Origin of the sequence: Neosynechococcus sphagnicola sy1 (assembly GCF_000775285.1) — a bacterium.
GTDB classification, from domain to species: domain Bacteria; phylum Cyanobacteriota; class Cyanobacteriia; order Neosynechococcales; family Neosynechococcaceae; genus Neosynechococcus; species Neosynechococcus sphagnicola.
The window spans coordinates 16,272-38,968 of record NZ_JJML01000003.1; the positions used below are offsets into that span (position 1 = coordinate 16,272).

The 22,697-nt window shown below is 51.9% G+C and carries 21 protein-coding genes and 2 pseudogenes; 20 read left to right on the forward strand and 3 right to left on the reverse strand.

Translation table 11 applies throughout. The features are described from left to right. The first annotated feature begins 97 nt into the window (after nt 1-97). On the forward strand, nt 98-730 hold the full coding sequence (locus DO97_RS01675; RefSeq protein ID WP_239651362.1) for a TetR/AcrR family transcriptional regulator: 633 nt from the start codon (nt 98-100) through the stop codon (nt 728-730). A 20-nt stretch (nt 731-750) separates the two neighbouring features. Here DO97_RS01675 and DO97_RS01680 read toward each other — a convergent pair whose 3' ends face one another. Then, a complete protein-coding gene (locus DO97_RS01680; RefSeq protein ID WP_156120384.1) occupies nt 751-1,545 on the reverse strand; it encodes a 4'-phosphopantetheinyl transferase family protein in 795 nt (264 codons plus the stop codon). Between the two features lie 150 nt (nt 1,546-1,695). On the opposite strand from DO97_RS01680, the gene DO97_RS01685 reads away from it, so the two are divergent. The 19 genes and pseudogenes from DO97_RS01685 (at nt 1,696) to DO97_RS01765 (ending at nt 20,970) form a co-directional block, all read left to right on the forward strand. Next, complete coding sequence (locus DO97_RS01685; protein ID WP_052128263.1) at nt 1,696-3,126, forward strand: cache domain-containing protein; 1,431 nt, start codon at nt 1,696-1,698, stop codon at nt 3,124-3,126. Between the two features lie 197 nt (nt 3,127-3,323). Continuing rightward, nucleotides 3,324-5,558 carry an ATP-binding protein gene (locus tag DO97_RS20430; protein WP_162182921.1) on the forward strand — a complete coding sequence of 745 codons (2,235 nt, stop codon included), beginning with the start codon at nt 3,324-3,326 and terminating at the stop codon, nt 5,556-5,558. 12 nt (nt 5,559-5,570) lie between these two features. Further along, the gene (locus DO97_RS20435; RefSeq protein WP_052128267.1) at nt 5,571-6,236 is read left to right on the forward strand and encodes a response regulator; all 666 of its coding nucleotides are present in this window, start codon (nt 5,571-5,573) and stop codon (nt 6,234-6,236) included. A gap of 44 nt (nt 6,237-6,280) precedes the next feature. Continuing rightward, nucleotides 6,281-6,658 (forward strand): response regulator, encoded by a 378-nt coding sequence (locus tag DO97_RS01695; RefSeq protein WP_036530692.1) that lies wholly within the window; start codon nt 6,281-6,283, stop codon nt 6,656-6,658. Nucleotides 6,659-6,748: 90 nt separating this feature from the next. Continuing rightward, nucleotides 6,749-7,924 (forward strand): response regulator, encoded by a 1,176-nt coding sequence (locus DO97_RS01700; protein WP_162182922.1) that lies wholly within the window; start codon nt 6,749-6,751, stop codon nt 7,922-7,924. A gap of 80 nt (nt 7,925-8,004) precedes the next feature. Continuing rightward, entirely contained in the window at nt 8,005-8,760 is a 756-nt protein-coding gene (locus tag DO97_RS01705) for a MinD/ParA family ATP-binding protein (protein WP_036530694.1), read from the forward strand. A gap of 22 nt (nt 8,761-8,782) precedes the next feature. Further along, nucleotides 8,783-9,764 (forward strand): annotated as a pseudogene (locus DO97_RS30595) (alpha/beta fold hydrolase). 9 nt (nt 9,765-9,773) lie between these two features. Continuing rightward, on the forward strand, nt 9,774-10,394 hold the full coding sequence (locus tag DO97_RS27195; protein ID WP_275574913.1) for an MFS transporter: 621 nt from the start codon (nt 9,774-9,776) through the stop codon (nt 10,392-10,394). Further along, entirely contained in the window at nt 10,318-10,950 is a 633-nt protein-coding gene (locus DO97_RS27200; RefSeq protein ID WP_338038184.1) for an MFS transporter, read from the forward strand. The genes DO97_RS27195 and DO97_RS27200 overlap by 77 nt, the downstream gene beginning before the upstream one ends. A gap of 421 nt (nt 10,951-11,371) precedes the next feature. After that, nucleotides 11,372-12,817 (forward strand): ethanolamine permease, encoded by a 1,446-nt coding sequence (eat, locus tag DO97_RS01725; RefSeq protein ID WP_204368424.1) that lies wholly within the window; start codon nt 11,372-11,374, stop codon nt 12,815-12,817. After that, a complete protein-coding gene (locus DO97_RS27205; protein ID WP_275574914.1) occupies nt 12,783-12,905 on the forward strand; it encodes a hypothetical protein in 123 nt (40 codons plus the stop codon). Before eat ends, DO97_RS27205 begins: the two co-directional genes overlap by 35 nt. A 170-nt stretch (nt 12,906-13,075) precedes the next feature. After that, nucleotides 13,076-14,533, forward strand: a complete 1,458-nt coding sequence (locus tag DO97_RS01730; protein WP_072016317.1) for an aldehyde dehydrogenase family protein — start codon at nt 13,076-13,078, stop codon at nt 14,531-14,533. 109 nt (nt 14,534-14,642) lie between these two features. Beyond that, nucleotides 14,643-15,363, forward strand: a pseudogene (locus DO97_RS30600) (pyridoxine 5'-phosphate synthase). Between the two features lie 2 nt (nt 15,364-15,365). Then, nucleotides 15,366-15,695 carry an MgPME-cyclase complex family protein gene (locus DO97_RS01740; RefSeq protein WP_036530698.1) on the forward strand — a complete coding sequence of 110 codons (330 nt, stop codon included), beginning with the start codon at nt 15,366-15,368 and terminating at the stop codon, nt 15,693-15,695. 94 nt (nt 15,696-15,789) lie between these two features. Then, nucleotides 15,790-16,053 (forward strand): hypothetical protein, encoded by a 264-nt coding sequence (locus DO97_RS01745; protein WP_036530700.1) that lies wholly within the window; start codon nt 15,790-15,792, stop codon nt 16,051-16,053. 176 nt (nt 16,054-16,229) lie between these two features. Beyond that, a complete protein-coding gene (locus DO97_RS01750; RefSeq protein WP_052128273.1) occupies nt 16,230-16,823 on the forward strand; it encodes a hypothetical protein in 594 nt (197 codons plus the stop codon). A gap of 18 nt (nt 16,824-16,841) precedes the next feature. Beyond that, complete coding sequence (gene arsS / locus DO97_RS01755) at nt 16,842-18,125, forward strand: arsenosugar biosynthesis radical SAM (seleno)protein ArsS (RefSeq protein WP_239651363.1); 1,284 nt, start codon at nt 16,842-16,844, stop codon at nt 18,123-18,125. Nucleotides 18,126-18,182: 57 nt separating this feature from the next. After that, nucleotides 18,183-19,478: an adenylosuccinate lyase gene (gene purB, locus DO97_RS01760; protein WP_036530702.1), complete on the forward strand. Its 1,296-nt coding sequence runs from the start codon at nt 18,183-18,185 to the stop codon at nt 19,476-19,478. Between the two features lie 109 nt (nt 19,479-19,587). Beyond that, entirely contained in the window at nt 19,588-20,970 is a 1,383-nt protein-coding gene (locus DO97_RS01765; RefSeq protein ID WP_156120385.1) for a histidine phosphatase family protein, read from the forward strand. A 37-nt stretch (nt 20,971-21,007) separates the two neighbouring features. On the opposite strand, the gene DO97_RS01770 is transcribed toward DO97_RS01765, so the two are convergent. Both DO97_RS01770 and DO97_RS22795 read right to left on the reverse strand, forming a co-directional pair. Then, a complete protein-coding gene (locus DO97_RS01770) occupies nt 21,008-21,553 on the reverse strand; it encodes a L,D-transpeptidase (RefSeq protein ID WP_239651364.1) in 546 nt (181 codons plus the stop codon). 770 nt (nt 21,554-22,323) lie between these two features. Next, nucleotides 22,324-22,644, reverse strand: coding sequence for an LPS export ABC transporter periplasmic protein LptC (locus DO97_RS22795; RefSeq protein ID WP_052128275.1), 321 nt, complete (start codon nt 22,642-22,644; stop codon nt 22,324-22,326). Between the last annotated feature and the right edge of the window lie 53 nt (nt 22,645-22,697).

Genomic DNA, 22,697 nt, shown 5'->3' on the forward strand with positions numbered 1-22,697 from the left:
GATAGGATCGGAAGAGGCTGGGAAGTCCAGGGTGGAGCACCCCTGAGGGGGAATCCCTCCCCGAGACCTATCACAGCCTCAACCCTGATAAACCCTGATGACAGTAATGACCAAAGCCAAAAATATAGAGCGAGAGCTATCTGCTCAGAAAACTGATTTGATCTTAGCCGGAGCCATGCAGGAGTTCCTGGAGCACGGGTATGCAGGTGCCCGGATCGATAAGATTGTCGAGGCAGCTGGGGTCTCAAAAGCAACGGTTTATCGATACTTTCCGGATAAGGAAGCTTTGTTTACAGCGTTGATCCAGCAGATGGCCTCCCGAAAAGAACTGTTTCGGCTGCAAAATCTCCGATCCTACGAAGAGGAACCTATCTTATTTTTGAGACGCTATGCCACTGAAATGCTGGAGAATGTTGCCGAAGATCCCCAAATTCTGACCTTCTTAAGAATCATCCTCGGTGAATCAGGCCGCTTTCCAGAGCTGGCACGGGCATTTGTCAGAAATATTGAAAAATCTAGTCTTGACTTTCTCAGTCAATATTTTTCGACCCATCCAAAACTTCAGATTGCCGATCCGGAAGTCACTGCCCGAGCCTTTATTGGTACCTTGATTCATTTTGTGTTGTTAAAGCATGTGCTCCACAGTGGTGATATCGTCCCCATGGATCGCGATCGCCTTTTGGAAAGTCTGTTGGCACTGATTATTCCCCCGCCCATCGGTAACAGCTAAAAGGTTAGGCAACCTGTACCCTAAGAATTCCTAAGCGGCCCCACCAAGCGCCAACATTGCAGATGAGGGGGGGATAGGCTTTGTACCACCAGCGCCCCCAGGTAACTCGGTTGAGGCTGGAACTGATGCATCCACCATTGCAAACCAGATTCAGCTAGCACTAATCCGGTCACCGCCTCCCCTGCCCAGGCCACCTGAACCTCCGGCAGTCCTGCCAGTCCCCAACCCGTCCCTTTCAGATAAGCTTCCTTGAGCGTCCAGATCTGTAAAAAGCAATCAAGTCGCTGTTCAGGGGTGCGGCTTTGGAGTTGTTCATATTCCGAGGGACTAAAAAACCGCTGGGCTAATTGCTCCACGTTGTTGATCGGTCGTCTGTACTCTAGATCAATCCCTACCTGCATATCCAGGGCGATCGCGTAGGTACACAGGTCATGGGAGTGAGACAGGTTAAATTCCAGTCTCCCAGCGCTAAAAGTTGTCTCTAGAATGGGTTTTCCATGGGCACCATAGGTAAATATTAGTTGTCCGGGAAGCAGATCAAGATAACGGCTGAGGATGACACGCAGGTATCCCCGCGCTGCAATAAATCGCTGTCGATGCAGTTCTAATCTCAACCGATCAGCCCGACGATTTTCCTCCATTGACAAAAGGGATGAGAGCACTTGGAGTTCTGCCATGGGCACCACTAAGTCCGCCTGCCAGAGATGCACCTGCTGGCGAGGGAGTTCCGGTGTAACCGGAGCTAATAACCATTGCTCCGTCTTGCTGGGGGCTGAGGCAGAATACCCATCAATGGGAAAGATGAATTTCGTCAACAATCAGGACTTCCCAGCGTCATCAACAAACCCTTCAATAGCTAGAGACACCAAATTTTTCAACAGCATCAACGGTGGGGATACCCAAGCTGACTAAGAACCCTGTACTCATGGCGGCGAGATAAAAGCTGTAGCATGGGTATCAGATTCATGGTGCAAGTTGACGGGCGTATCTCCCTAAAATTGGCAGTAAAGGAACCTAGTATTGAGATGAAACCTTGGCATCAACGGGTTAACCCGACAACTTGGCCAATCACGGTCAAAATTTCAGTCGCCCTTTGCCTTGCTGCCTTAGTGCCGATGGGGGGAATTGCCTATTACAATCTTAACCAGAGTCTAGCGGCAATGGAAGCGTTAGAATACCGCAACTTAGAGCTATTAGCGCTGAGTACTGCCAATCGTCTGGATCAACTGATAACAGATGCCAGTCGCATAGCAATTCAGATCAGTGAGGATTATGAGGTCGGTCAATTTCTAGCGGGCACCACTGCCCCAGAGCGAGACGTTTTCGAAAAATCCGTGCAACAACTGCTGAATAGCGCTCTGTTAGATAACTCCAGTTACTCTCTCGCTGCACTTCTGAATCAACAGGGAACCTGTTTAGCCGCTACCAGCCCCGATCTCATTGGACAGAATTACAGTTATGTCAAGGGATTCAAAAGAGCAATTCGGGGTCAGACAGATATTTCTAGCATTTCTATTATTGATACTAAGTTTCCCAACAAACCTGGGATCTACTTTGCAGTTCCTGTTCGGCTTCAGAATCAAGAAATTGTCGGTGTCACTGTATTAAAAATGAAGGCGACAGCGGTGTGGAACATTGTCAACAATGTCAAAGTTGGCGACCAAGGATATGCGTTTTTATTGGATGAAAGAGGCATGGTTATTAGCCATCCCAAAGACGAATTAATGTACCATAGCCTATCTGAACTACCTGCCGACGTCAAGAAACAATTATTGCAAGAATATCAAGTGGGGATGGCAAAAGTTGGGGTTGCCAGGATTCGTAGTCTCAATGAGCCAGCACTGGCTAGAATCATGGAAAAAAGTAAGATGTTGGGCCATGCGAGTTATTACTTGTATCGTAAAAAACTACAAACAATTATTGGGTTTGCACCCTTGCAAGTGAAGCCATGGGTAGTTGGCATCAATGAATCTAAGGAGGCTTTCCTGGCACCCTTAAAAAAGCTAGCTCAAGAAAATAATCTCAGTGTGGTTGTCATTGGTGGACTAACTGGAATTTCAGCTCTATTTTTAGGTCGAAGTATTGCGAAACCAATTCGATGCTTAACGAAAGCAGCTCAAGACTTGGAGCAAAACACCTATAACGCAGAAATCTTACTCCCCAGTGCAAAAAGTCAAGATGACATAGGCAAATTTGTACGTACATTCATAAGAATGGCCGAGCAAGTGAAGGCACGGGAAGAGCGTTTAGAAGCACAGGTTAGAGAACTATATATTGAGATTGATCAGGGCAAAAAGGAGCGTCAAGTTGCTGAAATTACTGAAACCGAATATTTTCAACAGCTCTTGCAAAAAGCGAAAGTATTGCGTGAGCGTTCAATTCCTAATAATGAATAGCTGTAGATAGGAATGCCGACTATTAAATCGAAAACCTAATGTTCTCTATATCTAGATAAATTTAATTCCGAAGCAATATGAAAATTTTTGGCAAGCGTTATCTCTTCATGATGGGAATAACAACTTCGGCTGTTATCGCTGTTTCTAGCATCGTTTTCCTTTTACAATTACGCAAGCAATACCAGCATGAATTAAGTTTGATTGAAACTAGATTATATGATCGTACCCTAGAGATTGAGCAACTGACAGACAATCTGTTACAGCGGCTTCAGAGTTATCAGATTCATGCCGAGTCCGTGGTGAAAGCCAGGGGGGTTCGGATAAATCTTGCGTCTAACTATAACCAGTTACAGCCGTTACCAGGGATGAATCAGTTTGCCATGGATCATGTTCATCCTCCTCTAACCAAGGAAATGGTCGGCAATCTCACAGGGAGGGGATCTCTGGAAAAGCGCTCCCCAGATTTTTACCATGAACTGGATATGGCGCTGCTTTTAAACCCAGCTTTTCAGATCACAAAAGAAACGATGCCCCATGTCAGTTCTACCTACTATATTTCTGAACAGGAATTTATCAACGCTTATCCTTGGAAGCCCTCGAAGGTATTTAAATTTTTTGAGGGTCTTTATCAGGTAGATTCCTATCGTTTAGTGCGCCCCGAAAATAACCCCGATCGCAAAATTGTGTGGACGGTCGCTCAACAAAGAGATAAGAACCAAGACTTAGCGTCTGTGCCGGTGGTAACGGTGAGTGCTCCGATTTATTATGGGGATACCTTCTGGGGGGTAATATCTCTAGATGTTAAGCTCCAATTTTTGGATCAATTCGCCCGAGATATTGCCAGAACTGATCGTCTAGTCATGCTTCTAGAGCAACAAGGACAGCTCCTAGCCACACCCATTGACGCGGGGTCAAAAAACGTCCGATTCAGTTCAGTCCAAAAAGTTCTACCCCCGGAAGCTAGTCAGAGGATCAAAGAAATTTTAGCTGATGAACCTGGAAAGTTTCATCAGGTGGGAAACCAACTATTTGTTTATGAAAACATCAAGAATACACCTTGGAAGATCCTCCTTTGGATTCACCAACAGGAAGTTTTAGTGGCGATCTTGGGTCACACCATTTGGGGTTCGGTGATTCCGCTCTTAGGAGTTATCTTGATGGTCGTAATCGCCAATAGCGTCACCCGCCGCGAATTCATCGATCCCGCTAGCCATCTCGTCAGCCATATTGAAACTGAACGCCAGAAACTGGAACACTATCTGGCATTTGGTACCACCATTAGAGATCAAGCACTGGAACCTCCCATTCCCCCTGTACCCCAGCTTTGGAAGCATTGGTTTGATGTTATTTCTAATATCTTTGAAGAGAATCGCAACTTGCTAAGCCGCTTAAAAATTGAGGCTAAGTCGCTGGCTACAGCTTCTACAGCACTACAGCTTGTGAATGAAAAACTTGAGGAGGCCAACCGGACTCTGGAGCAAAAAGTAGAAGATCGCACCGCAGCCATGCGAGAGGCCATGCAGGAAGCTGAACAGGCTCGCGTGGCTGCGGAAGCTGCTAATCGGGCAAAAAGCACTTTTCTCGCGAATATGAGCCATGAGTTACGGACTCCGATGAACGCCATTATTGGCTACAGCGAGATGTTGATTGAGGAAGCTGAAGATCTTGAGCCAGAAGAATTTGTCCCAGATCTACGAAAAATTCAAGGCTCGGGAAAACATCTACTGGCATTGATCAATGACCTGCTGGATCTGTCCAAAATTGAGGCAGGGAAAATGGAACTCTACATAGAGTCCTTTGAGATCCAGGAATTAGTGGCGGAGGTGGTTGCAACCATCCAACCGTTGCTACGACAAAACGGTAACACGCTTGAGGTGAACTTGGATCCAGCCATTGGAACGATGGCGGCGGATCTGACAAAGGTACGTCAGAGCTTATTTAATCTTCTCAGTAATGCCTGTAAGTTTACAGAGAAGGGCATTGTTGCCCTCGCGGTCAGCCGCATTCACCCCATGGATCGGGACTGGGTGGTGCTGCAAGTGAAGGACACTGGAATTGGCATGACCCCGGAGCAGATGGGGAAATTGTTCCAGTCTTTCACCCAGGCCGATACATCTACCACCCGCAAGTATGGGGGCACTGGATTGGGGTTGGCGATTACGAAGCGGTTTTGTCAAATGATGGGGGGAGATATCAGCGTTGAGAGTCAGGTGGGTCAGGGCAGTACCTTTACAATTCAGTTGCCAACGGAGGTGGGGTGTCATCACGAAATCTCTCCGATGACCTCATCAGCCCCCAGTATTGAGACTTTATCACTCCCGGATCAGCGAATGTTGGTACTGGTGATTGACGATGATCCGACGGTGGGAGACTTGGCACAGCGGTTTCTCACCCGTGAAGGGTTTCGGGTTGTGAGTGTCCGGGGGGGGTAAGAAGGACTGCGAATGGCCCGACAATTGCACCCGGATGCCATCACTCTGGATGTAATGATGCCCCATATGGATGGATGGACGGTATTAACAGCCCTGAAAGCCGACCCAGAACTCGCGGCAATTCCAGTGGTGATGTTGACCATGGTGGATGAGCGCAACTTGGGTTACGCCTTGGGAACCAGTGACTACCTCACAAAGCCGATTGAGCGCGATCTCCTCGTGCGGGTGTTGACCAAATATCAACCCCACTTGGTCAGCAATCGGGTGTTGGTGATCACTGCCGATTCCAGCGATCGCATCGAATTACGACAGCTTTTGGAACGGGAAGGCTGGACGGTGGTGGAAACTGAGCAGGGAGCAGGGGCGCTGGAGCAAATTGCGATCGCGCAACCAGACGTGTTGCTCTTAGATCTAATGCTGCCCGATCTGGATGGATTTGAGGTAATTGCCCAGATACGAAGCCACCCTACCTGGAAGTCGCTACCCATTGTTGTCCTCACAGCCCAGGAACTTACTGCCACTGAGCGGCTGAAGCTGAGTGGCTCCGTCGAACAAATTATTCAAAAGCATTCACAAAATTTGGAGCAAACCTTGAAAGAACTCCAACAGCTTGTAGCGACAGCCGTTGATTTCAACGTTGATATCCCAGTAGATCTTACGCCTGAGAATAAGCCCTGACGGTATCATAAAATGATGAGCTTTACGTTGCTTCAGGGGTTAAAATGCCCAAGATCCTGCTAGTCGAGGATAACGAGATGAACCGGGACATGCTCTCGCGCCGTTTGATGCGCAAGGGCTTTGAGGTGATCATGGCCGTGGATGGGGATGAGGGCGTGAGAATGGCTCAATCACAGACACCGGATTTGATCCTGATGGATATGAGCTTACCGATTCTGGATGGCTGGGAAGCAACGCGACAAATCAAGGCCAATTGCCAAACCCAGAACATTCCTGTGATTGCCCTCACGGCCCACGCTATGTCGGGTGATCGTGAGAAAGCGTTAGCAGTCGGTTGCGATGACTACGATACCAAGCCCATTGACCTTCCCCAACTCCTGGATAAAATTGCCAGTTTGCTGACCCAGGGGGCTCCGTCATGACTGCTGAGGTTACCAACTCTCAGCCTGCCCGTCCAGCGCCGGATGCATCCATCTACCTCAATCATCTGCGCCACGAGTTGCGCACCCCCCGTGAACGCCATCATCGGCTACAGTGAAATGCTGCTAGAAGATGGCATCGAAGTCCAGGAGTCGGTGATTTCCGATTTAGAAAGAATTTTGCGGGGTGGACGATCCTTACTGGCTGAAGTCAACCAGATTTTTACCTCTCCCCAAGCCAATGCCACCCTTGCAGATCTCCATTCTCCGGTGTTGGTGCACCAGATTCGCCATCAACTTCGTCACCCCCTGGCAGCGGTGATTGGGTATGCAAAGCTCTTGCTAGAAGAGGCAACGCTTGATCTGCATCCCGATCTGGAAAAAATTCTGGGGGCAGCTCAACACCTCCTAGCTCAAGTGGATCAGATCCTGGAAGTTGTCTGTGGCGATCGCCACCAGTACCTGCAATTATCTAGGGGTGCCCAGTCCACTGAGACCACCCTGATGCAGGCCGTGGTAGAGGCTCTGCCACGCCAACGACAGGACTGGCACCCCCCCTCAGATAGCGGACACTTCACCATTCTGGTGGTGGACGACAATCCAATTAATCGGGATTTAATCTGCCGCCAACTGGAGCGACAGAGCTATGGGGTAGCCATCGCTGAAAATGGCCTCCAAGCGTTGCAAATCTTGTTCACAGAACGAATCTCTCTGGTTTTGCTCGATGTGATCATGCCGGAGATGAATGGCTACCAAGTTCTGGAAGCGCTCAAAGCCGATCCCCAGCACCGAGATATTCCTGTGATTATGATTTCAGCCTTGGATGAAATGGATAGTGCGGTTCACTGTATTGAAATGGGAGCGGAAGAATATCTCTGTAAACCTTTTAACCCGATTTTGCTCACCGCTAGACTTCATGCCTGTCTGGAGAAAAAGCGCCTGCGAGATTTAGAAGTCGAATATCTGCAACAGGTTGCCAAGGTAACAGCGGCAGCAGTGGCGGTGGAGACGGAGACCTTTGATCCGGGCAGCCTCTCTGAGGTGGCTCGACGCTCCGATGCCCTCGGGCAGTTAGCGCGCGTGTTTGAGCGGATGGCGAAGGAGATTTACCTGCGGGAAAAGCGCCTCCAGCAACAAATCCAGCAGCTGCGGATAGAAATTGATCAAACAAAAAAGGCGCGTCAGGTTGCTGAAATTACTGAAAACGATTACTTTTATGAGTTGCAGCAACGAGCTAGGGATTTACGAAAACGGGCTACTGATGCCTAAAGGGAGCGATCGCTGGTTTTATTGTTTCTGAAAACAACCATCGGAATCAGAGCCGTACTTAACTGCAAGAGGAGTCCTTGATGTCCCAAATCATCTCAATCCACTCCTTCCGAGGAGGGACTGGCAAATCCAACATGACGGCAAATCTCGCGGTCACCATTGCCAGCCAAGGTCATCGGGTAGGAATTGTCGATACTGATATCCAATCTCCAGGAATCCACGTCATTTTTGGCTTCGAAGAAGACATGATGAAGCTGGCACTGAATGACTATCTATGGGGGCGCTGTGCGATTGAAGAAGCCGCCTACAATGTTAGCAACATCTTACCGGACGCTTCCCAGGGTCAAATCTATCTGATCCCTTCCAGCATCAAAGCTGGAGAGATTGCCAGAGTCCTCCGGGAAGGTCTGGATGTGGGCTTGCTCAATGATGGCTTTCGGGAACTCGTCCAACAACTGAATCTAGACTATCTCTTTATCGATACCCATCCGGGACTGAATGAGGAAACCCTGCTCTCCATTGCCATTTCCGATGCTCTGGTGATTATTCTGCGCCCAGACCGCCAAGATTTCCAGGGAACTGCTGTCACCGTTGATGTCGCTCGGAAATTGGATGTCCCTAAATTGCTGTTGATGATCAACAAAATGCCCAGTGCCTTTGATCCAGCAACGGTGCGGCAGCAAGTCGAACAGAGTTATGATGCCTCTGTTGCTGGGATTTTTCTTGAAAATGAAGAGATGCTCCAACTCGCGAGTAGTGGAGTCTTTTGCCTGCACTATCCTGACCATCCCTTTACCAAGGAAGTGCAAAATGTGGCCCAGCAGTTACTGGCTTAAGTAATTCCGATTGAGAAACATTATGACAAGTGTCCCTGACACCATCCAACCTGGCTCACACCTCTGGCAGTGGCAGGGATTTTCAATTCGTTATCAGAGTGCTGGGGATGCTGGGAAGGCCGCCAGCCCTGACCCGTTGTCTCGGGCAGCCCTGGTGCTGATTCATGGCTTTGGCGCTTCTAGCGATCACTGGCGTCACAACCTCCCCGTCTTAGGTCAGACCTATCGTGTCTATGCCCTGGATTTGATTGGCTTTGGCCTCTCCGCGAAACCCCAACCTGGATCACGGGGAATCACCGATCAAATGGAATACACCTTTGAAGCCTGGGGAGAGCAGGTAATTGACTTCCTGCGTGAAGTGGTCGGTACACCTGCCTTCTTGATTGGCAATTCCATTGGCTGTATCGTTGCCCTCCAAGCCACGGTGATCGCGCCCAGTTGGGTGTTGGGAGTTGCCATGCTCAACTGTTCGCTGCGCCTTCTCCATGAGCGCAAACGCAGCCGTCTTCCCTGGCATCGTCGCTTCTCAGCCCCTTTACTGCAAGCGGTTCTTGGCAACCGCCAGATCGGGCATTTCTTTTTCCAGAAATTGGCAACTCCCCCGAGTGATTCAGAAGATTTTGCGTCAGGCCTACGGTCACCCTGAAGCGGTCACCGATCAACTGGTGGCACTGTTGCTGCGACCCGCTCAAGAGCCGGGGGCCGCCGATGTGTTTTTGGCCTTCACCGCTTATTCCTCCGGCCCCCTAGCTGAGGAGTTGCTTCCCCAGATCACCTGCCCCGTGTTAATCCTCTGGGGGATGGCAGATCCCTGGGAACCCGTTGCCCTGGGTCGAGATTTGGCAAACTTTGCCGCCGTTGAAGCGTTTATTCCCCTAGAAGGGGTCGGTCACTGCCCTCAAGATGAGGCTCCCGAACAGGTGAATCCCCTTCTAGCTGCTTGGGTTGCGAAGCACTGGGTTGTGGAAACCCCCGATCTAGAACGTGCTGAGACTCAAGGCTAGATAGTTCCCATGCGCGATCGCTCTCCCCGCTTTTCTCCCTTGTTATTTATCTTTGCAACAATTCTGATTGACAAGCTAGGGGAAAGCCTGATTTTCCCCATCTTGCCCTTCCTGGTGGAGCCATTTCACTTCGATGCCCTCAGTTTAAGCTTGCTTTTTTCCTCATACTCTGCCGCCCAGTTTCTCGCTGCACCTGTCTTAGGAGCGTTATCCGACCGCTATGGTCGGCGACCGATTCTCCTGATCTGTGTCATGGGAACGGCGATTTCTTACTTTATGTTTGGTTTCGCAGGGCAAGCATGGCTGCTATTTGTCTCACGGGCGCTGGATGGGGCAACGGGAGCGGTGTCCTCTACTGCACAAACCTACATCATTGACACCTCTGCTCCCCAGGATCGAGCCAAAAATTTTGGGCTGACGGGAGCTGCCTTTGGCCTGGGATTTATTTTGGGGCCGGCGATCGGGGGCTCCCTGGCGACGATTTACTTAAAATTGCCCATCGTTTTTTGCGGGCACCATTGCGCTGCTGAATTTTGGTTTGGGCTACTTGACGTTGGCGGAATCTTTGCCACTAGAGCAGCGTCAGGGGTTCAAGTGGCGAGACTTGAATCCCTTTTTGCAACTGAGTGACCTCTTTGTCAGACCAAGTATCCGGGGATTACTCTTAGCTTTTTTGATTTTCAACTTTGCCTTTGCTGGGTTTACCAGTATATTTGTCTTATTTTTAGATCGGCGTTTTAACTGGGGCCCCTCCCAGGCAGCCCTAGTCTTTGTAGCAATTGGGGTTGTTTCTACCGTGGTTCAGGCCGGTCTAATTCGGAAACTGCTGCCCCTCTGGGGGGAGGTGAAGTTAGCCATTTACGGATTTATCCTCTTGGTTGTAGGCTTTGGTCTGATTGTGGTGATTCCCCGGCAAGCCTTACTCCTGAATCTGATTCTTTACACCAGCGTTACCCTGATCGCCATCGGGGTGGGTTTTGTGTTGCCCTCGATCCGGGGGTTAATTTCCAATCTGGTGTCCGATCAAGAACAGGGCAAAACCATTGGCAGTACCCAGGGACTTCAGAGCGTTGCCGCGATCCTAGGCCCAATTTGGGCAGGTTGGACCTTTGATCACCTGGGGATTTTTACCCCGTTTCTGGATGGCTGCGGTGCTAATGCTGCTAGCCCTGGGATTCACCCTTAGTAACCTGAATGCTAGGCCGCGATCGCACAAGTTCTAAGGTCAGGACTGACGCAGTTGGTGAAAGAGAGAACAAAGGAGCAGCTCAGCAGGAGCGCACAGCCTCCCGAACAATGCTGAGTTTAGACTCATACCAACTGATACCTGTGTTAAAAATCATGTCCATTCAGATCCATTTAAGTTTCCTGAAGTGGAAACGAGTAGACAGATCATTTGCTGAATTGGTTTCTGGAATAGAGGAAAGAATTGTAGCCCTGATATTGCAAGGGGTGCTATGGCAGAATCATACTCTGAGTACAGGAAGCTGCAATCAATACGAGCAGGCGAGACTTTCTACCAGAAGTGGTAGGTTGTGACCAATCTGGATCGGTGAGGCCAGCGTTGGAGTTGATGAGTCCCTCAGAATAATGCAAAAGGGGTTGCTATGAGTGAAGAGAAGCCAAGGGGTATCGTTCGCTACGAAGCCGTGGAAGATGACTATCTCCACAAACGACAGTTACAACGCAGTGCGGGTTGGATACTGCTGTGGGCGTTGGGTGTGGGAGCTGTGATTTCCGGTGACTTCTCGGGTTGGAATTTTGGTCTAGCGTCGGGGGGATTTGGCGGCTTGGCGATCGCCACCCTGCTGATGGCATTGATGTATGTCTGCATGGTCTTTAGTATTGCGGAACTGTCTGCGGCGCTGCCCCATGCGGGGGGCTTTTATTCCTTTACTCGCAACGCCTTTGGGCCTTTTGGGGGCTTTCTGTGTGGCGTTACCGACACCATTGAATATGTGATCACCCCAGCGGTGGTCGTTTTCTTCATTGGCAGCTATATGCAGACCCTACTCCCTACCGTCCCCCTAGTGATTTGGTGGGTGTTGTTTTATGCCGTGTTTGTGTTGATTAACATTCGCGGTGTGGAACTAACGTTGAAGGCGGGTTTAGTCGTAACGGCGATCGCGGCGGCGGTGCTGGTGATCTTCTTTGTCGCGGTGATCTTCTCCGGTAAGTTTGACCCGGCCTTACTGGTGAATATTCCCCCGGAGCCTGGCAATCCCAACTGGCTTCCCTTCGGTTGGGCGGGGGTATTTAAGGCTTTGCCCTATGCCATCTGGTTTTATCTCGCCATTGAACAGCTTCCCTTAGCCGCCGAAGAAGCCCACGATACGGTGCGCGATATTCCCAAAGCGTTGATCTGGGGCATTGTTACCCTGTTGTTGCTGTCGCTGTTTGTCCTGGTTCTGAATACGGGTATGCCCGCTACCTTCGACATCAAGGACGACACTGGCAAAGTGATCGAAACAGTCACCGGGGCCGCTGCCATTAGCAGAACCGGAGCCCCAGTTGCCGATGGCTTCAAGGCCATTTTTGGGGAGGGACTGATCTTTACCGTCTTAACCAGTCTGGCGGTTGCCGGTCTGATTGCCAGTTTTCACACCATCATCTACGCCTATGGACGAGTGCTATTTTCCCTGTCTCGGGCTGGGTACTATCCCCGTTGGATCTCGATTACGAGCAAATTTCATACTCCGGCGATCGCCCTGATTGTGGGAGCATTGATCGGACTGGCCTGTATTCTGATTCTCGATAGCAGCGGCCAGACGGTGCTAATCGGCAGTACGTTAATCAATATGGCGGTACTGGGGGCTGTGATTTCCTACGCGACGGTCATGGTCAGTTACATCAAACTCAAGATCAGTCGCCCCGACTTAGATCGCCCCTATCTCAGTCCCCTGGGAATTGGAGGAGCCGCCATTGGGGCGGTGCTGGCGATCGTGGCTTTGCTGGCCTGCTTTGCAGATCCGGCCTACCAGCCCGCCGTCGCTTGGGTGGTGAGTTTTTGTGGCGGTGATGGTTGCCTATTTCCTGCTCTATTCGCGCCATAAGCTGGTTGCCAAGGCTCCTGAAGAGGAAGAAGCACTCCTCGCCCGAGCCTTGAGCGAAATCGAACAGCCCGAAGTCTTGGGTAAATAGGAACACCCGTCGCCCCTCTGAATCCAGGGGTGGTGCATCAAGTGGGAGAATTTGGAAAGAATCTGGGGTTAGAATTCAGCGATGATCTGACTTCTAACTCCTAGGTTCCTCTGAGGCATTGCTCTGCCACCTTTAGACAGCTCCCTCGGTGAAGCCAGCGCGGAGAACAGATGAGCCACACACAACACGAACCGTTGCACGAGAACTTGTTAATCAATGGGGAATTTCAAGCTGCCACCACGGGGGAGCGCACCGAACTGATTGATCCCGTCACCGGACAACTCTGGACGACCGTGGCGGCGGCAGGGGTGGAGGATATTGATCGAGCGGTGCAGGCTGCCGATCAAGCACGGGCAACCTGGCGGCGGGTCAATAGTCGCGATCGCACCCGGCTGTTACTGAAGTTAGCCGATCTAGTTCGAGATCAAATCGATGTCTTGGCACAGCTAGAAAGCCGTAATGTCGGCAAACCCATCCGCGAGGCCCGAGAAGAGGTGGAACTCGCCGCCGATTGCTTTGAATATTATGCCGGAGCGATTAACAAAGTCGGGGGGCAAACCATTCCCGTCGCCGCCGCTGGCACCAGTCTCACCTGGCGAGAACCCATCGGCGTTTGTGGTCTGATTGCTCCCTGGAACTTCCCAATCGCGATCGCTGCCTGGAAAGTTGCCCCAGCCCTCGCCATGGGAAATACCGTGGTTCTTAAGCCTGCCTCGCAAACGCCCCTGACCGCCCTGCGTTTGGGTGAGTTAGCCTTAGTCGCAGGAATTCCACCGGGAGTGATGAATGTGGTGCCCGGTAAAGGGCAGGTAGCGGGGGAGGCACTGGTAAACCATCCCCTGGTGCGGAAAGTTTCCTTTACCGGATCAACCGCCGTGGGCAGTCAAGTCATGCGACTGGCCGCCGAGGATATCAAGCGGGTGAGTTTAGAGTTGGGGGGCAAATCTGCCAACTTGGTGTTTGCCGATGCGGACTTGGACAAAGCCGTACCCAAAGCCCTCTGGAGTGTGTTTAGCAATGCAGGGCAGGATTGTTGTGCGCGATCGCGACTGTTGATTGAACGTTCGATCTATCCAGACTTTCTCGGGCGGCTGACCGAACAGTGTCAAGCCTTGAAATTGGGACTTCCCTCAGATCCGCAGACGGAAATTGGCTCTCTGATCTCCCAGCATCATCGGGATCTGGTGCGCCAATACATTGAACTGGGTCAGCAGGAGGGAGCCACCCTAGTCTGTGGGGGTGAGATTCCAACCACCCCATCCTTGGCTCAGGGAGCCTATCTATATCCGGCGATTTTTGCGGATGTCCGCCCCCAAATGCGTATTGCCCAGGAAGAAATTTTTGGCCCTGTGATTTGTTTAATTCCCTTCGATACGGAAGCCGAAGCCATCCAGATTGCCAACCATAGCCTCTACGGACTCTCGGGTTCCATCTGGACTCAAGACATTAGTCGTGCTTTGCGAGTGGCACGGGCCATAGAGACTGGTGTCCTGTCCATCAATACGGGGCATAGCGTCCATCTAGAAGCCCCCTTTGGCGGGGTCAAACGCAGCGGTCTAGGCCGGGAGTTGGGGCTGGCGGTGCTGGATCAGTACACGGAAATCAAGAGTATTTTTATTGCCGAATAATCTGCTGATCACAACCCAGGGAGCAGAGGTGCCATCGCCCCGTTTTTTTATCCCCCAGAAGTCTCTACAGTAGAAACTGGAGATCTGAATCTAGGGAGACCTACCCCCATTGCCTTCCCTTGGTGTCAATATTGACCACATTGCAACCCTTCGACAGGCCCGGCGCACCGTAGAACCAGACCCCATCGCTGCCGCAGTTTTAGCAGAACTGGGGGGAGCAGATGGCATTACCGTGCATTTGCGAGAAGATCGGCGACACATTCAGGATCGGGATGTGCGACTCTTGCGCCAGACAGTGCGAACCCATCTGAACCTGGAAATGGCTGCCACAGAGGAAATGGTGGCGATCGCCTTAACCATTCAGCCTGACTACATTACCCTGGTTCCCGAACGCCGGGAAGAAGTCACCACCGAACGGGGGGTTGGATGTGGCTGGGAACGAACCCCGACTGGGTGAGATTGTGACGCAGCTTCAGGGGGCAACCATCCCCGTCAGCTTATTTATTGATGCTGACCCCGAACAGATTCGAGCAGCGGCTCGGATCGGAGCCAAATTCATTGAGCTGCACACCGGGTGCTATGCCGAGGCTGCCAGTGAGGCGGAACAGCAGCAAGAATTAACGGTGCTGGCTCAAGGCTGTGCCCAGGCGATCGCCGCTGGATTGCGGGTGAATGCGGGGCATGGACTCACCTACTGGAACGTTTATCCGGTTGCCTGTCTCCCTGGCATGGAAGAATTGAATATTGGGCATACCATTGTCAGCCGCGCTGCCCTTGTGGGGATGGAGCGAGCCGTCCGTGAGATGAAATCTGCAATTCAGGGAAGATAATCATGCAAACGTACTACTATGTCCTTGCCAGTCAACGCTTCTTACTGGAGGAAGAACCGCTGGCTGAAGTTCTCAAAGAACGCCGTCGCAACTATCAGGAGCGAGAAAAAGCACTGGATTTCTGGCTGGTAAAACAACCCGCCTTTTTAGCGGCTCCTGAAATGGCATCGGTGCAGGCTCAATGTCCCCAGCCCTGTGCCGCCGTGATTTCCACCGACCAACAATTCATCATCTGGTTAAAACTGCGACTTGAGTTTGTTCTCACCGGGGAATTTCCAGCTCCCTCCGCCACCATTGCCGATCCCTTGGCATCCTTAGAAGCCGTTGTCTGATCTGAGCCAGCGGCCATTTCTGAACCCAGGGAGGCCATTGGCCAGGAGGCAGCCCTCCAACCTTGATGCTTGTTGTTTCGGGAAGAAACGATCTATGTCACCGGAGCCATCTCAGCAGCCAGAGCCAGAACCAACACCCAGAGTATCTGTCCTGTCAAAGGTTCAGCAACTCTGGCATCAAGCTCAACCCCGATTGAGAACCAAAACCATACAGCTTTTACGCACCGCGATTCAAGCCCTAGAAGCAGTGGCCGAAAAGTTAGAAGTGGAACCAGCGCCACCGGTTCTGCCTCCTGCTGCCTCCAAAATGATGCCATCGGAAATTGCTTCCGAGGTGGCTTTAGACCACCCCCCTTAGAGGGGATCTCGGAGCCATCAACCATCCCCTCTACTGCCTCGGATCTCCCGATTCTAACGAGTCTGTTTTCGCAATTGACCCAGCTGCGATGGTCAAAGACCGCTCTCCGAGCATCGCAGCTGCCGCAAACTCTAACCCCGAAACTGGCGCAACTCTGGTCGAGGTGGAGCCCGATTTTGGCAACCCTTCGTACCCGCTTACCTGAGTCGGTGAACACGAGGGTTTCCGATGCTGGATTGACCGGGGCGATCGCAGGCGTGCTGGTACTCTTGCTGTGGACCGGGATATCTCTCCTACCGGGGAAATCCTCCGAGATTGCGGTTGCTCCCCCCACCCCTAGGGCTCCCGCTATTCGTGTTCCTAACCCCAAGGGTTCCCCCACCGCAGCAGCTCCGCCAACGGCCAGTCCCCCAGCGGCTCCGGTGTTAGAGCGGACACCGGAGCAACCGTTGATTGCTGCGATTCAAGACCAGGTAGCAGCAATTACCGAGCAATATGCGGACGGTCTGATTCAATCCACCCAGGCTAATTTTCAGAGTAGTCGGCTGATTGTAACAGTCAGCAACACTTGGTACACCCTGAACCCAGCTCAACAGGATCAAATGGCTAGGGAAGTCCTCCGTCGTGCCCGGTCACTGGACTTCCGCACCCTCCAGATCACCAATCCCCAGAACCAACTGCTGGCAAGAAGCCCCGTGGTGGGGACTGAAATGGTAATTATGCAACGGCAACCCCCTGATGTTCCTGCCAGTGGAGCCGCTGATAGCTAGGGATTCCTGACAATCCCCTTGAGAATTACCGAGGGCGAGGGACTGGACAATTCTGCTGTGGCCTGGTTAAATCCTGAGGATCTGACGGTCTCGATCAACGTCGAGGAACTAGCAGCGATCGCCGACAAATCTGAGCCAACAGGGTTCCTTACGAGGTATGGGATGGATAACGTCATGGCAAATGTTCGGGTTGTTACATCGGGGGCTGCCCATAACCGCGATCAAGACACGAAACCCCCACGCCTGACTTCTTTGCAACAACGGCGTTCTCCCTTAGCTGACCCCCGCCAACAAATCGCCACCCTAGCGGCGCTGAATCTCGGCACCACCGCCACTCAGGGTAAGTTCTCCCAAGCCCTGGCCAATCATGGTTGGGCCTCCCTGACCCCTGCCCCCCTGGAAATCTTTCAGATCAATGTTGGCAAGCTCTGCAACATGACCTGTCGCCACTGCCATGTGGATGCTGGCCCTGATCGCAAGGAGGTCATGAGTTGGGAAACCATTCAGGCCTGTTTACGAGCATTGGATCAAACCGCCGCCCACACCGTTGATATTACCGGGGGGGCTCCGGAACTCAATCCCCATTTTCGTTTCTTAGTAGACCAATGTGTCGATCGCGGCAAACAGGTGATCGATCGCTGCAATCTGACGGTGCTCTTGCTTCCGGGCCTGGAGGATTTACCGACGTGGTTGGCAGCCCGTGGAGTCGAGATTGTCTGTTCCCTGCCCCATCATCGCCCTCGCAGTACCGATGCCCAACGGGGGGATGGTACCTTTGCGAAATCCATCGAAGCCCTTCGTCGCCTCAACACCGTGGGCTATGGTCAGGGCAATTCCCGGCAGCGGCTGACCCTGGTGAGTAATCCGGTGGGGGCATTTTTGTCCGGGAATCAAGGAGCCATGGAACGGGAGTGGCAGGTGAGTTTGCAACAGCACCACGGGGTCAGCTTCGATCGCCTGATCACCCTCAACAATATGCCGATCTCCCGCTATTTAGAATGGCTGGAGCAATCTGGCAATCTTCAGGCTTACATGGAACGGTTGGTGAATGCCTTTAATCCCGGTACGGTGGCAGGACTGATGTGTCGCCATACCCTCTCTGTTTCCTGGGATGGCCGACTCTTTGATTGTGATTTCAACCAAATGCTCGATCTGGAGATGCAGTTACCCCAGGAACCCCGTCCCCACATCCAGGACTTTGACCCGTCACTGCTGATGCAACGGCAGATCGTGACCCAACGCCATTGTTTTGGGTGTACCGCTGGTTCTGGCAGTTCCTGTGGGGGGGCGATCGCCTCCTAGACGTGAACCAGGAGACGAGATGTTTTAAAATGGGGCAGTTGTATTGTGTAACGAACGTTGATTGAGCGTTATACGTTGCCCGAGATGGGCGACCTCTGGACTGATACTTACAAATTACAGACATGGCTGCAAGTCGAAATCGCAGTTTGTGAGGCTCAGGCAGAGCTAGGGACGATTCCGGCGGCAGCGGTTGCTGAGATCAAAGCCAAAGCAAAGTTTGATCCGCAGCGGATTCTGGAAATTGAAGCCGAGATTCACCATGATGTGATTGCCTTTCTCACCAACGTCAATGAGTACGTCGGGGATGCAGGCCGCTACATTCATTTGGGTCTAACCAGCTCCGATGTCTTGGATACAGGGCTGGCATTGCAATTGGTTGCCAGCGTCGATGTGTTGCTGTCCCAGATCGAGGCCTTGACCCAGGCGATTCGCTATCAAGCCCAACAGCACCGTCACACGATCATGATTGGGCGTTCCCACGGCATTCATGCCGAGCCCATCACCTTTGGATTTAAGCTCGCTGGGTGGTTAGCAGAAGTGTTGCGTCACCGCGATCGCCTGGTACACCTACGAACCCAAGTTGCGGTCGGCAAAATTTCCGGGGCGGTGGGCACCTATGCCAATATTGATCCCAAGGTAGAGGCAATGACCTGCCAGTTGTTAGGGTTACAACCCGATACAGCATCTACCCAGGTGATTTCCCGCGATCGCCACGCTGAGTACTTACAAGCACTGGCCTTGCTCGCAGCTTCCATTGAGCGCTTTGCCGTTGAAATTCGCAACCTCCAACGCACCGATGTCCTAGAGGTGGAGGAGTTCTTCGCTAAGGGGCAGAAAGGCTCCTCGGCCATGCCCCACAAACGCAATCCCATTCGTTCTGAGCGGCTCACAGGTCTTGCACGGGTGATTCGGGGTCATGCGATCGCGGCTCTGGAAAATGTTGCCCTCTGGCATGAACGGGACATTTCCCATAGCTCGGTGGAGCGGATGATTTTACCCGATAGTTCTGTGTTAACCCACTTTATGTTGGTGGAAATGACGGACTTGGTGAAGCATCTGCTGGTCTATCCGCAAAATATGGCACGAAACCTCAACGTTTATGGAGGAGTGGTGTTCAGCCAGCGGGTGATGTTGACCTTGGTGGAAAAGGGCATCCGTCGGGAAGAGGCCTATAGCATTGTCCAGTCCTGTGCTCACACGGCCTGGAATCAGCCCGACGGTAACTTCCGTGATCTGATTTCTAAAGATGCGCGAGTTGCTGAGAAACTCTCCCCCGCAGAGGTCGCCGACTGTTTCGACCCCCAGCATCACCTCCGACACTTAGATGAGATCTATCAGCGATTAAATATCTAACGTTGCAAGAGTCTCCTTCAGATAAGGTAATGATTGGAGATTCACGATAGGATCTGTTCTGGCTTGGGGGTCTGGCAACATCATCCCAGCGCAGTTGCACTGAGACAAATTGGGAGGCAAAATTCTGGCTACTCGTGTGATTTTGGTGCGTCATGGTGAGAGTACTTACAACATTGAGCAACGGGTGCAAGGACACTGCGATCAATCGTGTCTCACCGATCACGGTCGCAAAGGGGCTCAGCAGGTTGGCCAGGCTTTGCAGGGGTTGGCGTTGGAGGTCATCTACTCCAGCCCCCTCCAACGGGCTCAGGAAACGGCAGACATTATTCGCAGCCAAATCCAGTCCTTGCCCCACCCTCCCGATCTGCACCTCACCGATCAACTGAAAGAAATTCATCTCCCCCTTTGGGAAGGAATGCTGTTTGAGGAGGTCAAATCCCAGTATCCAGAGGAGTACCGTTGTTGGCAGCAGCAACCCCACAACCTCTGTATGCAGATTCCTTCAGTCACAGGGGTTACCGACTTCTATCCGGTGCCAGCGGTCTATGACCAGGCTCGAAAGTTCTGGCTAGACGTTTTACCCCGCCATCCGGGAGTCACCCTGCTGATCGTGGCTCACAGCGGCATTAATCGGGCATTGATCAATACGGCAATGGGCTTGCCCCCCGATCGCTACCAGCGGATGAATCAATCTAACTGTGGGATCAGTGTGCTCAACTTTGCTGGGGGGCTGGGCGATCCCGTCCAACTGGAATCACTCAACTTGACCGCTCACCTGGGTGATCCCCTCCCCAAGGCTCGTCCATGGCAGGGGAAATTTCCCCTACGGTTATTGTTGGTACGTCATGGTGAAACCGAGTGGAATCGACAAACCCGGTTTCAAGGGCAGATTGATGTGCCCCTCAACGATAACGGACGAGTTCAGGCGCAGCAGGCGGCTGAGTTCTTGAAAGTCATTCCCCTTGAAGCTGCTTTCAGTAGCCCGATGCTCCGCCCCAAAGAAACCGCTGAGATTATTCTCCAGCACCATCCGGCTCTGTCCTTACAACTCCGGGATGGGTTGCGGGAAATCAGTCATGGACTCTGGGAAGGCCAGTTAGAGTCTGAAATTGAACAATCCTTTCCAGGGCAACTCCAGCAATGGCGAGATGCCCCTGAAACCGTGCAAATGCCAGAGGGTGAAAATCTGCAAGATGTCTGGGATCGGGCGATCGCCGCTTGGCAGGTTATGGTCAACGAATTGGCTGCCGCTGCCCAGGATGGCAGCCGGACAGCGCTGGTCGTTGCCCACGATGCCACGAACAAGGTGATTCTCTGTCACATCTTGGGAGTAGGGCCGGAATCCTTCTGGTCGTTTCGTCAGGGCAATGGAGCGGTGTCCGTGGTTGATTATCCCCAGGGCCCGCAAGGGGTGCCAGTGCTGCAAGCGATGAACATTACCACCCATTTAGCCGGGGGCATTCTCGATCGCACCGCTGCGGGAGCATTATAAACAACGGTAAGATTGCCAGGGTGTGAGGGATGGCTGCCTAAGGACTCACAATCACCGGAGTGCCCTCGGTGACTAGTTCAAATAACACTTTGACATCTTGGTTGCGCATGCGAATACAGCCGTGGGAGACCGCCTGACCAATCAGGTGTTCATTGTATTTGGGGGTGCCGTGAAAACCAATTTGGTTGCGACCATTAGTCCAGAATCCGATCCAGCGCTCCCCCAAGGGATTCTCAGAACCCGGAGGCATCACTTCTCCTGTAAGAGGATTCTTCCAAGCCGGGTTGGTGTATTTATTGAACACTTTATAGGTACCCAGGGGTGTCTTCCAACCTGCCCGCCCTACGGCGATCGCAAAACTGGTTTTGACGAGATCGCCCTGATAAACATAGACCCGACGCTGGCTCAACTTCACCTCTAGGTGGGTGACATTGACTGGTTTCGGGTTGGTGTTGAAGTCGGCAGGTTCTGGAGTTGGGGGCAGAACTGAGGTTACAGGAATGGGGGGAACGGCGACTGGGTTGACCCCATTGGGCGTGGCTGCTTCCAGGGAAGTTGGAACTCCAGCCAGGGCAACACTCACAGCGGCTATAATTCCAGATTTCCAGTGCAATTGTTTTTTCCCCATTCAGTAACCAGATATCATCAAATCTAAGATAGAAGAGATTCATCCCCATGCCAATCTCGCCAATAACCCCCTGAATGGGCCTTCGGGTAACCATAGCCTAACGAATCTGCAAAATTATCGCTGCAACATCGCTGGCGACTACACCTGTCCTTGCCTAAATCTATTTGGATGAGGTTGGCCATTAGCAACCAGTTAAGACGGGTAATCGGTTCAGTTTTATCCGCTGGTCTGCCAAGAATTGCCACTAACATTTTGGGGGTCACAGGGGATGAAAGGCCCTGTAGTTGTTTGTATTTGGCATTGACGGTAGCTACATCGGCTAAAACCCATCTTCTTCACAACTCCGGAGTCAGCTGGGTAGTCTCAGTTACGTAGTCCCATTCTTGGTCTCTAATTTTACACTGCTGTTCAAGACACTGATCAACCTAACCCCTGAGATTACAGGGACTGGAGAGAGAATGGCGATCGCCCTGGCTCTATGACTGCTCGTAATCTGGTTGAAATCCGTCAATCATAGAATTGTTCGGTCAAGATGAAGATGAACCCCCTTGGAGATTCATGATGTCAAAAGAGAAAAAAGGCAACAGAGAAACCAAAAAGCCCAAAGCCCCCTCTGATGGAACTAAAAAGCCAAAGAAAGACCCTAAGAGACATGATAGTTCCAGCGGTGGCTAGGGTACGGACTTGTTGGGTGCGACTCAGCGCCCAACAAATCAACCTGGTAACTACTCAGGAATAATATGGGTGACCACGTTACTAGTACCACCACTGAGCATCACACGTTGATCCTGGAATTTTCCCCGTGCGGTTGGCCCAGTAGAGGTAAAGCTGGGATTCTGCTGTTGATAGAAAACATCACCCTCTGCGATGAAGTCGCGGGTGGGAATAAACCAGGTGAGTTGATTACTGGTAAGTAGCGCCTGATTGCGTTGACCAATGCCCTGCACCGCCCCGGTCAAATAGAAAATTTGTTTGGGGATATCCATCCACCCTTGGTTGGCATTGACGGTGACTCGATCCACTCGATGCAACAGTTGAATCGGCACTTCCGAGGTCAGGGGTTTTTTGTTTAAGTCCCATAGGAGCGCCTGACTGGCAA